Here is a 15,302-nt window from a genome sequence, read left to right as displayed (position 1 = left end):
TGACCAGCAGTGCCACCACCAGGATTGCGGCGCCGGCACCGATCCAGATGGTCAGGACGCGGCGACGACGGACACGGGACTGCGCCTCTTCCAGCGCGGGCGTGCGAATCCGGCCCGGCCGCGCTGGTACCGGTTCGGGCGGCGGCGGATCCTGCAGCGGGGTCAACAGCTCGGTGCGGTCGGCCACCGCGGTCGCCTGCTGTAGCAGATTCAAAAGCGTTGCGGCACTGCGAATCCCGCCATCACCCTGTATCGAATGGGTGGCGGCCGCGGAAATCTGGAAGGGGATGTCCCGGTCCATCGCGCTGGGTTCGAGGGGTTGACCGGCCGGATCGTGCGGTGCCGGCGCCATCCCGCTGCGCACCCCGGACTCCGGCAGCGGCCAACGGTTGACCAGCAGCGCATACAGCGCGGCGCCGATGCCGCGGATGTCGTCCTCGGGGGTGGCCTCGGGCGTGGTCGCGGGGAAGGCCAGCACCACGTCGCCTTCGATGCTGACCCGCACCCGGCTGGGATGGTCGATGGACAGCGCGACGCCGGCGTGATGGGCGGCTTCGGCGGCGGCGGCGACCGTTTGCATCGCGCGGGCGGCGCCTACGGCCGACGGCGAGGTGTCGGCCACCTCCTGCAACGAACCACCCCGGATCCATTCGGCGACGACCAAGCCGCCCGTGCCGGTGTGCACGACGTCGAGAACCCGGGCGATCCCGAGTTTGTCGACGCGGCTCAGCCGCATCGTGCGAGACAGGATCTCGCGAACTTGGTCGTCGGACAGCATCCCGTCCGGGTCCACGAACGTCAGCGAAACCTGGCGGTCCAACGCGGTGTCGAGCGCCTGCCAAAACTGCAGGTGCGGCGCACCGCCGTGGAACACCAATAGCCGGTAGCGACCGCGGGCGATGCTGGCGCCGGGAACCAGGTGCAGCTCCTCGCGAGGGGACGACGGTTCCGGTGCTGGATCGATGGGATCAGGGCCGGCGTCGAGGCGCGTCGTTTCGGGCTCGGGATCCGCGGAGGGGTCGCCGTTGGAGCGCGTCGGCGGCTCCGATGCGCCCACGGTGCCGACCTGGAGGTCGGGCGGCACGTCGGGCTGGAAATCATCGACAGCCGATGTCGATGCGCCCTGCCGGGGCGATTCGGTTTCGGAGACAGCTTTGGCTGAGGTGTTGTCCGATGGGCGGTCGGTCATCCCCGGTCCTTTCCGCATCTCCTCCCCAGCAACTTCCTCCGGAAGCCCCCGCCAGACGGGCCGGCGAACCGGATATCCCCCCGGCATACTCGAATTCCTTTGCTCAGGGTACGGGAAGTCGCCGGGGCGGAACAGCTGATCGGGCGCGTCGGGACCGTGCGCAGCGACGTTCATCGGGGCGCCGGGACGGGGCGGAGCCGGCGCGCGCCGGGGCAACTGGTCAGCCGGGGAGGGCACCACCTGCTTGCGGCTGGAAGCCTCGGCGGGTCGGGCGCCGACCCAACGGCGAAGTGCCGCCAGGGCCGCCTGCGCCTCGGGCACCCGCGCCCGCAGCATCACGGCGGCCACGATCGGCACCATGATTACCGCGAGCACAAACAACCGCAACAGCGAGCCGGCGCCGCCGCCGTAGGCGGTGAGCCGTTGCATCCCGATCAGTACGTCCACCACGTATGCGGCCAGCCCGGCCAGCAAGGACGCGGTGATCGTGACCAGAACGGTCCGCGTCTCCGCGACGCCGAGCAGGTGCCCTCCGACCGGCCGCAGCGCGTTGCGCAGCAGGTAGTAGCCGACGATCGCGCCGGCCAAAAATCCCAGGCCGTTGGCCAAACCGAGGTATCCGGCGACCAGATCGGGGTTGTCGGTGATGTGCGGCGCCAGCAGCGAGGCGGCGATCTTGACGATCGTGATCACGACGATGATCACGATCGGTATCCACGGCTGCTCGCGGGCATAGAAGACGCGCAGCTCCAGCAGCACGATCGAGTACGGGATCAACGTGAACGCCGACAACGCGATCGCCATGCCCAGGTAGCCGGCGTCGACGTCACCGAAATGGCCGTAGGCGAACAGCGCGCTGCCGATCGCCGGCCCGCCGACGGTCATGAACGCGACCGTCGGGATCAGCGTGATCATGGTCAATCGGCTGGCCAGCGAGAGGTCGGCCAGCACCGCCGGGGTGTCGTCGGCGGCGGCATTGCGGCTCAATCGCGGCATCACGACGGTCAGCACCGTCACGCCGATCATGCCGAACGGGAGCATCAGCACCAGCCAGGTGTAGTTGTAGATCGCCGGGCCCGAAGCGGCTGCCGTGCTGGCGATCTGGTTGGTGACGATCAGGCCGATCTGGCTGATCAGCACGTAGAACACCATCGCGGCGGCCATCGCGCCGAAGCGTTTGAGCCGGTCGTCGATCCCCCACAGCGGGCGCAGGCTGATCCGCTGGCGCCGGATCGCGGCCAGCAGCACGACGGTCTGCGCGACCACCCCCAACGTGGTCCCGATGCCCAGCACCAGCAGCTTGGCGTTGCCCATCTGCACCGGATCGACGGACAGTTGCCCCGGTGTTGCCAGGTAGGCACCCAGGGTGGCGATCGCGACGACGTTGTTGATCACGGGTGCCCACGCCGGCGGTCCGAACACGTTGCGGGTGTTCAGGATCGCCATGAACACCGAGGAGAGGCCGTAGAAGATCACCTGCGGCAACAGCAGGTAGGCGAACGCTGCCGTCAGCGGCTCGTTGACCTGCGGGTTGCGACCCAGCATCAGCTGCACCAGCAGCGGGGCGGCGGCCACTGACAGCAGCGTGGTCACCAGCAGCAAGGTGGTGGCCAGCGTCACCAGGCGCCGCACGAACGCCGCGCCGCGGTCGGGGTCGTCCTGTTCGGCGCGTGCCAGCACCGGCACGAAGATCGCGGTGAACGTCGCCTCCAGCACCAGCGCGGCGACCAGGTTCGGCAGCTGGTTGGCCACCGAGAATGCGCTGGACAGCGCCGCGCCCAGGATCGCTGCCAGGATCACGATGCGGGCAAACCCGGTGAGACGGCTGATCAGCGTGGCGAACGCCATTCCCCACGACCGCGACACCAGCGCGGCGTCGGAGAGCTCGGGACGGGTTGGCGGCTGTGTCGTTCCCTGCGACGACACCAGCCCGGTCGGCGGCAGCGGCCCAGTCGGCGGGCCTGGCCGGTGCGGTCGGCGCGGGCGCGAGCCCGGTGAGCGTGGGTGTGGCTGCGCCGGTGGCGGCACGGGCCGGCCGGCGGAACTCATACGCTGTGCTCTTCGTCAGCCTGGTGGTCCGCACCAGTGAACGGTGTCTCGGAGCGTTCCGGCCGGTCGAGGTCGGCGCGATCGGGCTGGCCACGGAATCGGTGCCACAGCCGTCGTCCCGCGAGCGCCACCAGCACCGCCGCCGCGCTGAGCGTGATCGCGAACAACACCTTGCCGTAGGCGTTGGAGTGCACCGACAGCCGCACCGGCTCGCCCAGCGGCACACCGGCCGGCGTGCGCAACGTCACGTCGAGGGCGACCCGTTGGGTGAAGTTCACTTCGATCGGCACCCGCAGCGGCAGGTATCCCGGCGGCAGCTCGATTTCACCGAGATCGGTCACCTGCATGCCGGGCGGGGCGTCGACGTACAGCCTCACCCGGATCGGCACGGCCAGCCCGTTGTGCAAGGCGACGGGCAGCGGGCTGTGCTCGGTGGCCAGCGTGTACGACCCAGTCGGCTTGACGATGACGACCGCCCCGAACAAGTCGTCGATCGCAGTGCCGACGATCTCCAGCCGCCGTTGCGCCAGCCCGTTGCGGGTGTCGGGCCGGTCGGCCTGGCTGACGGCACGCAGCATGTCCTCGCGCAGCGGCGCGGTGTAGCTGACACCGGTCAGCCCGGTACGGGCGTCGGTCGTCAACGCCGCGGTCAGCCCCCAAAGCCGGCCGACCTCGTTCGCGATCGTGGCGACGACGTTATTGTCGAACCGGCCACGTTGGCCCGCGTCGGCGCCGGGGACTTGCGGTGTTCCGGTGACGGGTGGGGTGGCTGAGGCGTCGGCGATGAGCGCCGGCAGGGGCCGTGGGGTCGCCAGGCCCGAGCGGATCGCGGTCGCCAGCGTGGTGAGGATCGCGCCCGCGTCGTCGGAGCGCAGTTCCCAGTTGGTCGGCGGCAGCAAGATCTCGGCCCGCGGCGCGACACTCGGTTGCAGGCTGCGCCACAGCATCGAGCCGAGCGCGTCCTGACGACGAGCGGTGTCGGAATCATGCTGTAGCCGAACCGCGAGCGCGGCGCTCAGATAGGTCGGTGCGACCGGATCAGAGCCGGTCGCCGCGAGGGCAGCGCCGACGGCCGGGTCGAACGGCGCGACCACCACCTGCGGCGACAACCGCAGCGGCGCGGTGCTCGGCGCCGTCGGCGCGGCGGCGGCGGAGTCTTCGGCGGAAGAGCCGGCCGCAGCGATCACGACGTTATTGCCGTTGGCGCTCAACAGGTCCACGGTCCGGCGGGTCAACGAGCCATCGGGGATCAGGGTGGCGCCGCGGACCGCGGTGACACCCACGATCTGGTCGATGATATCGCCGGCGGAGCTGGTAGCGATCGCGCTGAGCCCGGGGTCGCCGACACGTTGCACGGCGTCGAGGTCGGCCTGGGCGTATGGCAGCGGGGCCACGCACATCCGGTGAGCCAGCGCGCGTAACCGGTCCAACCAACCCGCCGCCGCGGCCTGCCCGGTCCCCGGGTGTGTTGGCGTGCCCGGCTGCTGGGCGGAGCCGTCGGGGGAGTCGGAGACGACGTATCCACGGGTCATCGCATTGACGGTGACCAGCAGGTCGGGGTCGACGGCCAGGCACATCGACCGGCCAACTGCGCCGTCTGGGTCGACGTCGTGGCTGGTCGCGAACTCGGCGGCGGCGAGCAAGACGTCCAGTCGGCCGCCGGTGGCCAGCGACGTCGCCAGCTCGTCGTCCATCAACCGCACCGGGATCGTGCCGCCCGGTACTCCGGGTGCGAGCCGGGGCCGGTCGGCCAGCGGCCACAGCATGGTGATCGGCACGGGTTTAGAGGTATCGGGCGCGATCACAGCGCCCATGGCGCCTAACGCTTGGCCGGAGGTGTCGAGCGGATCCGGTGGGACGCCGACCACCGGCAGCAGGAACCGGGCGTCGTCGAGTCGTGCGGGTTCGCCGTAGTCGGGTGTCCCATTGACGTTGACCAGCAGCGGATACACGCCGGGCTTGCCGATCCCCAGCGACCGTTTGGTCAGCGAGCGAACCGGGGCGGACAGCGAGAAGCCGACTTTGTGGCCGCGCTGTAGCTCGGGAGAGACCGTCAGGAAGTTGGCAACCGGCTCGTATTGGTCGGTGCCGCCATCGAGGTTGGTGCGCAGCCCCGCCGATGTGCTCACCGCCGCGGCGTGCTCGAGGCGGACCATCACGTCGCGGACGGGACGGTCGCCGACGTTGGTCACGGTTCCGGCCACGGTGACGACGGGCTCGCTGGTCGTGGTGACCGTCTGCGGAGTCACCTGATCGATGCGGACCTGGACGAAAGGCGTGGCACCGGGCTCGCCCGCGGCGGCGCGCGGCGCGGCGGTGGGTAGCGTGAATGCGCCGGTGAAAGCCGTCAGGATGCCGACGACGACGGCGAGTCGCCACACGGCGGCCCACCGGAACCGTGGCGCGACCACCGCACCGCTCGCCCCCACAAGCGGGTGGCGCCGCCAGCTCATTGCCTCGTTCTGCATCGTCGTCGGCCACTACAGTCCCTGGGCCCTTAGGGCCCGGGACCGCGACCATTCTTCCGACCCCGGACCGACTCGTCGGGCCGACGGTTCCGGGTGCGCGAATGCGTCTGGGGTCGCCGCCGCGGCGATGTGGGCGGCAGTGGCGGCAACGCGGCCGGGCCGTCGGTCTGCAATTTGTCGATCAGTTCGTCGGCCACCTCGGCCAGCCGGCGCTCGTCGGCGTAGGCCAGCCGGGACGGCAGTTCGGCGATCGGCACCCAGGCCACCTCGGCGACCTCGACGTCGTCGTCGGACAGCTCTCCACCCGAGCAGCGCATTAAATAATGGTGCACGGTCTTATGCACCCGTCGCCCGTCGGTGACGAACCAGTAGTCGATCCGGCCCAGCGCCGCCAGCACGCTGCCGTGGATCCCGGTCTCCTCGGCGACCTCGCGGATCGCGGTCTGCTCGGCCGTCTCACCTTGCTCGATATGACCTTTGGGCAGCGACCACAGCATTCGGCCGCGCCGGTCGACGCGGCCGATCAGCGCGGCGACCTGCTCTTCACGGGGCCGATCGATACCGTCGATGACCAACCCGCCGGCCGACGTTTCGTGCACAGTGCGCAGCCGCTCAGGGCCGCGACGCGCAGAATGGGAACGGCTCGGTTTGTCCACACCGGCCGGTGTGGCGCCGTCGATCGCCCCGCTGTCGGTGTGACTCTGGCCGGACCCGGCGCTGCGGCGGCCCCGGCGCCTCCCCCGGCGCCGACGTGGTTGCGCTTTTTCGCCGTCGGACACCCAAGCGATAGTAGCTGGCGTGCTAAGACGCACCTTGCCGCACTCGCCGCCGTGCGCCAGCCGTACGGAGATTGTGCCCATGGCGTGACTGAGCGGCCGTGGGCGCCCGCATCGTCGCCGGACTCGGTTGGATTGTCCGGCTCCTCAGCGGCCGTGGGCGGCCGCATCGTCGCCGGACTAGGCTCATCGAACGTGCCGGAAGCCACCCAGGACGCCGATCTGCTGACCGCCGCCGCGGTTGCGTTGAACCGGCACGCCGACCTGCTGCGTGAGCTCGGGACCTTGTTCGCCGGCGCGGGCCATGAGTTGTACCTGGTGGGCGGGTCGGTGCGCGATGCAGTGCTGGGCCGACTGAGCCCCGATCTGGACTTCGCCACCGACGCGCGGCCCGAGCAGGTGCAGAAGCTGCTGCGCCCGTGGGCAGATGCGTTGTGGGACACGGGTATCGAGTTCGGCACCGTCGGCGCCGGCAAGGGCGAGCAGCGGCTGGAGATCACCACCTTCCGCGCCGACCGCTACGACCGGGTATCGCGCAACCCGGAGGTGCGTTTCGGCGACTCGCTGGACGACGATCTGGTGCGCCGGGATTTCACCGTGAACGCGATGGCCGTGCGCATCACCGCGGTCGGGGCCGGCGAATTCGTCGATCCGCTAGGCGGTTTGGCCGGGCTGCGCGCCGGCGTGCTGGACACTCCGGCAGCCCCGTCGGAGTCGTTCGGCGACGACCCGCTGCGGATGTTGCGCGCCGCGCGGTTCGTTTCGCAACTGGGCTTCACGGTCGCCCCGCGGGTGCGTACGGCGATCGAGGAAATGGCACCGGAGCTGGGCCGGATCACCGCCGAGCGGGTGGCAGCGGAGCTGGACAAGCTGCTGGTGGGCGACGACCCGTCCGCCGGCATCGAGCTGATGGTGCAGACCGGGATGGGCGACGTGGTGCTGCCCGAGGTCGGTGGCATGCAAATGGCCATCGACGAACACCACCAGCACAAGGACGTCTACCAGCATTCGCTGACGGTGCTGCGTCAGGCGATCGCCCTGGAAGACCCCGCACCGGAAGGCCCCGACCTGGTTCTGCGCTGGGCGGCGCTGCTGCACGACATCGGCAAGCCCGCCACCCGCAAGCACGAGCCCGACGGCGGTGTCAGCTTCCACCACCATGAGGTGGTCGGGGCCAAGATGGCTCGAAAGCGGTTGCGGGCGTTGAAGTATTCCAAACAGATGGTCGACGACATCTCGCAGCTGGTGTACCTGCATCTGCGATTCCACGGTTACGGCGACGGCAGATGGACCGATTCGGCGGTGCGCCGCTACGTCACCGACGCCGGGCCGTTGTTGCCCCGGCTGCACAAGTTGGTGCGGGCAGACTGCACCACCCGCAACAAGCGGCGAGCCGCTCGGCTGCAGACCAATTACGACAACCTGGAGGCGCGCATCGCCGAGCTGGCCGCCAAGGAGGATCTGCAGCGGGTCCGCCCCGACTTGGACGGCAACGAGATCATGGAACTGCTCGGTATCCCGCCGGGACCGCAGGTGGGGGAGGCGTGGAACTACCTCAAGGAATTGCGGTTGGACCGTGGGCCGCTGACCCGCGAGGAGGCGACGGCCGAGCTGATGACCTGGTGGCGTTCCCGCGGGAACCAATAACGGCTTGACGGCGTCCGATTGGGCATGGAGTACTGCTTGGGCGGCGACGACGGCACCGCGACGATCTGGGATCGCGCTCCGGATCTCGACCTCGACGGTGACGGCCGGCTGGATGCTGTCGGTTTGGATTTCGACGGGGACGGGCTGGCCGATGACGCGCTGGCCGATCTCGACGGCGACGGCATCGCCGACCATGCCGTGCTCGATCTGGACAACGACGGCGTCGCGGAAAGCTACTTCACCGACGACGGCTCGGTGACCTGGTCGGTGGCTTCGGACCCAGCCACGCGTCCGCCGCGACCCGGCCAGCCCGCGGCAGCCGTCGGGCAACTGCGTTGGCTGGGGCTCGACGGCGTCGAGCACACCGGCGGCCCGCTGGTCGACTTCGACGGCGACGGGCGGGCCGACGACCGGCTGTTCGACAGCGACGGCAACGGGCAGGCCGACCGCGCAATCTCTGCAGGCGACAACGGCGTCACGGGCTACGTCGACACCGACGGCGACGGACGCTGGGACGTCAAGCTGACCGACACCGACGGTGACGGAACCGCCGATGCGGCCAGCGCGCTACAGCCCAAAACGTAGGCGCTGTTGAAAAAGCCGAGCGCCGTGCCGACGAAGTCGTCTGGGAACTGTTAATCAGCGTTTACGACACGACGATATGGGCTTCCCCACAACCTCTTCACCACTCATCGCGCCTGTCGCGGTGGCGCGCCGTGCTCGGTTCCGGGTAGTTGCCGGCCGGTAGTGTCCTAGCCGGAGGAAATCGACAGCCCCGTCGCGAGGGGAGTGCGCTGTGGCGGGAACCGTCAAGGAGTTAAAGGTCGCCCGCGCCGCGCGCAAAGCGGCGGTTTTCCTTATGGTGATGGTCTGCACTTACGGGTGCACCCAGGGACACGACGTCGGACACCTGTTTGCAAATCCCGTGATGCTCGCCAGCCGCGATGGCAAGCTTGATGTTGATCTCGCTGCCGCCCCTGGCACCTACACAATTGATGGTCACCAGTTTCAGGGCATGCTTTACAACGGACAATACATGCCCCCTCTCTGGCGTGTACGCGCCGGCGACATCGTGACGATTAACCTCCATAATCAGCTACCTGAAGAGACGAACCTACATTTTCATGGTCTGGATGTTTCTCCGCTGAACAACGGCGACAATGTGTTCCTGCACATTGCACCCGGCCAGATGTTCACGTACCAAATAAAAATTCCGGAGACTCATGTCGGGCTGTTTTGGTATCACCCGCACCTGCATGGAAATGTGGACCGTCAAATAATCGGAGGCATGTCCGGAGGGATTCTTGTTGAGGGAAGCGACCGCGTCTATCCTTTTTTGAAGGGTCTCACTGAAAGGGTTCTTCTCCTTAAGCATCATCCCATCGGTCGGCCAGATTATGACGAGGTGGTAACTGTAAACGGCCGCGTGGCGCCCGTCATCCCCATTCGACCAGGGAAGGCGCAATTCTGGCAGCTCGGCAATATTGGAGCTGACCGTTTTCTACGCCTCAGGGTTGACGGAATGCCGTTTTATGTCATCGGAAGAGACGGGTATTTCGTCCCAAGTCCAATCAGGACGGAGGAAGTGCTCCTGGGCCCCGGCCAACGGGTTTCGGCAATCGTTGTCGGCGGTCGACCCGGGCGACACGCAGTCAAGTCGGTCGCGTTCAAGTTCGACGAGCGGCAGCCGCAATTGTCCGAAGTAAATCTGGGAACCGTGGTATCGCAGGGCCCGGCGACCGATGTCGCCGCGGCGGAAGCCGAAGTCGGCGCGCAGCGCGTGAAGCAACCGTTGTACGTGGACACCGTGCGGTCAAGTCCCATTACTCGTCGGCGCACGTTGGTATTTTCAGTGAATCCACAAAAGACAATGTTCTATATAAACGACCAGGTCTTTGATGAGGGCCGGACCGATGTAACTGTGAAGCTGGGCGATACTGAAGAATGGACGATCCTCAATGCAGATTCCCAATACCACGACTTTCATATTCATCAGACCGGGTTCTTGGTCACAGAGGTAGACGGCGCGCCAAGGGATTTCGACGGCCTGCGCGATACTTTCAGTGTTCCTCCGATGCGAAATGGGAAGCCCGGTGAGGCTAAGCTCATCATTCCTTTCACAAACCCAGTAATTGTTGGCCGCTTCGTGTTGCACTGCCACGTCGCCAAACACGAAGACAAAGGCATGATGATGACCGTTGAGGTGACACCGTGAATCGGGCAACGGCAATGACCACGTCAACGCGCCCCGCGAATTATTCAACACCAGTAACGATCAGCACAAGCGTTCGAAACCGTTGACAAATTAAGAACAATCGTGTCAGACGAAGCTGTCCCAGTTGAGGTTCGTAATCGGTTGTTACCTAGCAGCGGGAACGTCGGTGGGTGATCGAAACAACGCGTACAGTGCCATTCGACGATTGCTCATGTCGTGCTCGCCGAGGAACGCGCAGCCGGCTAGTTCGCACACTCGGCGCGCTGTGGTATTCCGGTGGTCAGGGTCGAACATGATTCTGCGACAACGCGATTCGGCTTCGAAGACACTGGTGACAACATGCGGCAGCAGAAGTCTGCCGAGACCCTTGTTGACGAGCGTCAAGTCGGCGATGGCCGCGTGCAGTCCGATGTCGTATGGGTCCGCTTGATACCGCATTGCGATGGAATCCTTTGCCGCGCGGTACACCTCGAAATAGCCGCCATCTTGGCCGTGCAAACTGCCCACCAACGGACGGGAATAGTTGCCATTGAGCTGGGCGTGCAGGTACCGGCGCCAACGCGACACCGGCCATGCCGAATCCCATGCCTCGACCAGGTGGGGCACGTGCATCCACTCGGAGATCATTTCTGCGTCCGCGTCCGGGTCGGCGAGACGAAGCGCGTACGGCTCGGGCAACATCGGCGTAGGCGGCGGCGGGACGTTGCGGACTTCGTCGGTAAGCCCTTCGGTCAGCTCCCGCGGCAGGATCGGGACGGCTTCAGTCATGTTGAGCGCCTTATCGTCCCGAGCTCCGGTCCGCCGGGTCCCGTCTCTCTTCGCGCGCTTCGCGCGCTCATCGCCCGGGACCCGGCGGACCGGCGAAGGCCTGAGCGATCTGCAGCCAGCGCCGCGCGTCGTCGCCCTCGGCCGTCACGTCAAGATCACCGAGCGCGCGCCGCTGCGTGACCAAGCAGCAGAAGTCCTCGGCGTCGCCGGTGACCCGTTGCGCGGCATCCGGCGGACCCCAGGACCAGATGCCGCCGTCGGGGGCACGTAGTTCGACGAGGAACGGCTCGGTGGGCGCGGGCAGCCCGTTGACGGCGAACGCGTAGTCGCGGGTGCGCACCCCGATATGGGCGACGGAACGCAGCCGTGCGGTCGGTGGCCGCGTGATGCCCAGGGTGTCGGCGACGTCGAGTCCGTGCGCCCAGGTCTCCATCAGCCGCGCAGTCGCCATCGACGCCGCGCTCATCGGCGGCCCGAACCACGGCAGTTTGCGGCCGTCGGGGACCGTCAGCAGCGCGTCGTGCAGCCGCGCGCGGGTGAGCCGCCAGTCGGCGAGCAACTCGGCGGGCGCGGTGGCGGCGAGTTCGTCGGCGCCCGCCTCGACGAAGCCGATCGGGTCGGCGACAGCGATCTCCAGCAGCCCGGCGAAGGCAGCCTCGTCGGTCACGGACATCAGCGACGCGCGGTCGGTCCACAACAGATGTCCGATCTGGTGAGCGATCGTCCAGCCCTCGGCGGGCGTCGGTGCAGCCCAGCGATCCTCGCCAAGCGGGGCGACCAGCGCGTCGAGCTCGTCGCTCTCGGCGCGCAGGTCGGCCACGGTCTGTTGCAGAGCGGCCATCCCAAGTACTTTAACGATCCTCGGTCACCCGACTGCGGCGGCCGACGATGCTGTGGACGGCGAGCCCGCACAGGTAGAGGCCGGTCCCTGCCGACACCAGTGCGGGGGAGTGGCCGTCAAGCGGAACGACGGTCGCAGCCGCGGCGATTGCGCCGATGAACGCCACCCAGAACAGCGAATCCTGTACGGCGAACACGTGTCCGCGCAGAGCATCGTCCACGTCGACCTGAATCGCGGTGTCGCCGCACAACTTAACTACCTGGCCCGCGACGCCCAGAAAGAATCCGCACGCCACCATCACCGCCAACTGCAAACCGGCCCCGGCGATCTGGATAATCGCGGCGATGGCCAATGCGCCGTTGGCGGCGGCATAGCGGCCCCAGCGGCGCACCGCGGGCGGTGTCACCGCATTGGCCAGAAAGGATCCGATCCCGGTGGCGGTAAGGAACAACATCGCACCGCCCAACGCGCCGACGGCTGGGGCGCCGCCGCCGCGCACAAGCAGCAGCACCACCAGCGTATTGATGCCGAACACCATCCGGTGTGCCGCCAATCCGCAAAGCGTTGCGGCCACGGTGGGGCGGTTCAGCACCGTGCTGATGCCGTGCATCCAGCCGGTGATCACCGCGTAGACGACCGATCCGTGGATCGCCCGCCGGGTGTCGTCAGGTCCCAGCACGTGGGCACGAAAACGCAGCGACAGCCACAACGCAATGAGCAGCGGGATGGTGACCAGCAACATGATCGACGCGGCGCCGTTGTCACCGGACCCGAACAGGGTGCGGGGTATCAGCATGAAGCTGGCGCCGACGAATGCGGCGACCGAGCCGGTCGCCGACGCGATTGAGTTCATCGTGACCACCTGCTCGCGGGGCACCACATGAGGCAGGGCGGCGGACAGGCCAGAGGAGACGAACCGGGCCAGGCCGTTAATCACCAGCGCACCCCACAGCACCGGCACGTTGCCGGCACCGACGGCCAGACAGATACCCACCAAGGCCACCAACACCAGCCGGCCCAGGTTGGCGCCGACCAGCACCAGCCGACGGTCCCAGCGGTCTATCAGCGCACCGGCGAACGGACCCAGCAACGAGAACGGCAAGAACAGCACCGCGAAGGCAGCGGCGATCGCCATCGGGCGGGCGGCCCGCTCGGGATTGAACAGCAGCGCCCCGGCCAGACCCGCCTGGAACAGGCCGTCGCCGAACTGGCTTGCGATGCGCAGTTCCAGCAGCCGCCAGAAATCGGGCAAGCCGCGCACCGAGCGCCAGACAGCGACAGGCGCGCGCGTGTGAGTCACTGAACCTACTTCCCCCTAGGAGCGGCTATCCGAAACGACACAGGCCCCTGTTAACAACAGTACAAATATCGTGCAGCTCCCGGCTTGTTCACGACAGCGGCCCCGCCCGGATGCCATGATGGAGTGGTGGCGCAGCCCGAAGACCCGGAGGACTTTATTGCCCCCGCCGCGCATCGCGTGCGGGCGGGCACTTTGCTCCTGGCTAACACGGATCTGCTCGAGCCGACGTTCCGCCGCAGCGTGATCTACATCGTTGAGCACAACGACGGTGGCACGCTGGGGGTGGTGCTCAATCGCCCCAGCGAGACCGCGGTCTACAACGTGTTGCCGCAATGGGCCAAGCTGTCGGCGAAACCGAAGACGATGTTCATCGGCGGCCCGGTGAAGCGGGACGCCGCGTTGTGCCTGTCGGTGCTGCGGATCGGCGCCGATCCGGACAGCGTGCCCGGCCTGCGGCACATCACCGGCCGGTTGGTGATGGTCGACCTGGACGCCGACCCCGATGCGATCGCTCCGCTGGTGGAGGGAGTGCGGATCTACGCGGGATACTCCGGCTGGACCATCGGTCAGCTGGAAGGCGAGATCGAGCGCGACGACTGGATTGTGCTGTCAGCGTTGCCATCTGACGTTCTGGTCCAGCCGAGGGTGGACCTGTGGGGACGGGTGCTGCGGCGCCAGCCGATGCCGCTTTCGATGCTGGCCACCCACCCGATCGACATCAGCCGCAACTAATCGGCCAGTGGATCGCGGGACAGTCGGCTCGCGATCACCGAGCACACCACCAGCTGTATCTGGTGAAAGATCATCAGCGGCAACATGATCACCCCGACCGTGGCGGACGGGAAGAACACCAGCGCCATCGGAAGACCCGACGCCAGGCTCTTTTTCGAGCCGCAGAACAGCAGCACGATCTCGTCGCCGCGGTCCAGCCCGGCCAAATGACCGATCACCCAGGTGAATACCAGCACCGCCACTAACAGCGCGGTGTCGACGACGGCGACCGCGACCAGTTGCCACGCGTCGACGCTGCGCCAGATGTGTTCCACCATGCCCATCGAGAACGCCGTGTATACGACCACCAGGATCGATCCGCGATCGACGGCCTTGGTCAGCAGCGCATGCCGGGTAACCCAGTCGGCGATCCACGGCCGCAACAGTTGACCGAGCACGAACGGCAACAGCAGCTGGAGCACGATATCGCGGATCGCGGTGGCGTCCATGCGGGCTGCGCCGCTGGTGTTCATCAGCAGTACGACGAGCAACGGCGTCAGCGCCACCCCGACGATGTTGGACAGCGATGCGCTGACCAGCGCGGCCGAGACATTGCCCCGCGCAATCGACGTGAACGCGATCGAAGACTGCACGGTCGACGGGACCAGGCATAAGAACAGCAGCCCGTTGTACAAGTCGAGGTTCAGCAGCCACGGCACCAGCCCACGAGCGGCCAGGCCAAGCACCGGAAAGACCACGAACGTGGTGGCCAGCACCATCAAATGCAGCTGCCATCGATTGACGCCCTGCCACGCCTGCTGCGGTGACAGCCGGGCACCGTAGAGCAAGAACAGCAGCGCGATCACGGCTTTGGCGGCAACCGACATCGCGTCCGCGGCGGCGCCGCGGGCCGGCAGCAGAGCCGCCAGGGCGACTGTCGCCGCCATCGCCAACAGGAAGGTGTCTATCGGCAGCGCCGACAGCCGCTTCAGCACGAGTGTTGGCGCACAGCGCTCAATGGCAAGCCAGGGTGCAGGTCGCGCAGGCGCCACCGCAACGGGCCGTGGCCGCTTCGCGTCGCAACGCGTACCGGGCGCTCTGCCAAGCACCGACTGCCACGGTGCCGACGGCGCCGACAATGCAGACCCCGACGCACACACCCACGACGGGCAGCGCGGTGTCGTGCGGCGCGGCCAGTGCCACCGCCCCGCCAGCGGCCAGCATTACCGCGGCCGCCAACTGCGGCGGCGCTACGGTGCGCGTCACCACCGGGGCGGTGTCGGGGGCAACCGACCGCGACAGCGACCACAATCCGCGCGCGGCCATGACAACTGCCGC

General features: G+C 67.5%; 12 protein-coding genes. 4 read left to right on the top strand and 8 right to left on the bottom strand.

Going from position 1 to position 15,302, the window contains the following annotated elements; genetic code table 11:
* From murJ to VKI00_RS27730, 3 genes are all read right to left on the bottom strand, one after another.
* Nucleotides 1-3,037 (bottom strand): murein biosynthesis integral membrane protein MurJ (murJ, locus tag VKI00_RS27740; protein WP_414687312.1); only part of this gene is annotated, 3,037 nt, incomplete at its 3' end.
* 197 nt (nt 3,038-3,234) lie between these two features.
* Entirely contained in the window at nt 3,235-5,649 is a 2,415-nt protein-coding gene (locus VKI00_RS27735; protein ID WP_324443938.1) for a hypothetical protein, read from the bottom strand.
* Between the two features lie 86 nt (nt 5,650-5,735).
* A complete protein-coding gene (locus VKI00_RS27730; protein WP_324443930.1) occupies nt 5,736-6,485 on the bottom strand; it encodes an NUDIX hydrolase in 750 nt (249 codons plus the stop codon).
* Nucleotides 6,486-6,677: 192 nt separating this feature from the next.
* On the opposite strand from VKI00_RS27730, the gene VKI00_RS27725 reads away from it, so the two are divergent.
* The 3 genes from VKI00_RS27725 to VKI00_RS27715 all read left to right on the top strand — a co-directional run bounded on the left by VKI00_RS27725 (nt 6,678) and on the right by VKI00_RS27715 (nt 10,344).
* The gene (locus VKI00_RS27725) at nt 6,678-8,129 is read left to right on the top strand and encodes a CCA tRNA nucleotidyltransferase (RefSeq protein ID WP_324443936.1); all 1,452 of its coding nucleotides are present in this window, start codon (nt 6,678-6,680) and stop codon (nt 8,127-8,129) included.
* Between the two features lie 24 nt (nt 8,130-8,153).
* Complete coding sequence (locus tag VKI00_RS27720; RefSeq protein ID WP_324443929.1) at nt 8,154-8,714, top strand: pullulanase; 561 nt, start codon at nt 8,154-8,156, stop codon at nt 8,712-8,714.
* Between the two features lie 211 nt (nt 8,715-8,925).
* A complete protein-coding gene (locus tag VKI00_RS27715; protein WP_324443928.1) occupies nt 8,926-10,344 on the top strand; it encodes a multicopper oxidase family protein in 1,419 nt (472 codons plus the stop codon).
* A 144-nt stretch (nt 10,345-10,488) separates the two neighbouring features.
* Here the strand turns inward: VKI00_RS27715 and VKI00_RS27710 are convergent, their stop codons facing one another.
* The 3 genes from VKI00_RS27710 to VKI00_RS27700 form a co-directional block, all read right to left on the bottom strand.
* Nucleotides 10,489-11,112, bottom strand: coding sequence for a GNAT family N-acetyltransferase (locus VKI00_RS27710; protein ID WP_324443927.1), 624 nt, complete (start codon nt 11,110-11,112; stop codon nt 10,489-10,491).
* Nucleotides 11,113-11,179: 67 nt separating this feature from the next.
* The gene (locus tag VKI00_RS27705) at nt 11,180-11,953 is read right to left on the bottom strand and encodes a TIGR03084 family metal-binding protein (protein ID WP_324443926.1); all 774 of its coding nucleotides are present in this window, start codon (nt 11,951-11,953) and stop codon (nt 11,180-11,182) included.
* 10 nt (nt 11,954-11,963) lie between these two features.
* Nucleotides 11,964-13,253 carry an MFS transporter gene (locus VKI00_RS27700; protein WP_324443925.1) on the bottom strand — a complete coding sequence of 430 codons (1,290 nt, stop codon included), beginning with the start codon at nt 13,251-13,253 and terminating at the stop codon, nt 11,964-11,966.
* A 123-nt stretch (nt 13,254-13,376) separates the two neighbouring features.
* Between VKI00_RS27700 and VKI00_RS27695 the strand changes: the two genes are divergently transcribed.
* Nucleotides 13,377-13,985, top strand: coding sequence for a YqgE/AlgH family protein (locus VKI00_RS27695; protein WP_324443924.1), 609 nt, complete (start codon nt 13,377-13,379; stop codon nt 13,983-13,985).
* Here VKI00_RS27695 and VKI00_RS27690 read toward each other — a convergent pair.
* Nucleotides 13,982-14,959, bottom strand: coding sequence for a bile acid:sodium symporter family protein (locus VKI00_RS27690; protein ID WP_324443923.1), 978 nt, complete (start codon nt 14,957-14,959; stop codon nt 13,982-13,984). The two genes, VKI00_RS27695 and VKI00_RS27690, sit on opposite strands and share 4 nt — an antisense overlap.
* 19 nt (nt 14,960-14,978) lie before the next feature.
* Nucleotides 14,979-15,302 (bottom strand): hypothetical protein (locus tag VKI00_RS27685; RefSeq protein ID WP_414687311.1); only part of this gene is annotated, 324 nt, incomplete at its 5' end.

The sequence above is a fragment of the Mycobacterium sp. genome, from assembly GCF_035314665.1.
Lineage (GTDB): Bacteria > Actinomycetota > Actinomycetes > Mycobacteriales > Mycobacteriaceae > Mycobacterium.
This window is presented reverse-complemented; position numbering and strand designations above follow the sequence as displayed.

What these genes read in the sequence shown, in the direction of transcription:
- VKI00_RS27710 (WP_324443927.1), bottom strand. Translation starts at nt 11,112, where the DNA reads ATGACTGAAGCCGTCCCGATCCTGCCGCGGGAGCTGACCGAAGGGCTT.
- VKI00_RS27720 (WP_324443929.1), top strand. Translation starts at nt 8,154, where the DNA reads ATGGAGTACTGCTTGGGCGGCGACGACGGCACCGCGACGATCTGGGAT.
- VKI00_RS27705 (WP_324443926.1), bottom strand. Translation starts at nt 11,953, where the DNA reads ATGGCCGCTCTGCAACAGACCGTGGCCGACCTGCGCGCCGAGAGCGAC.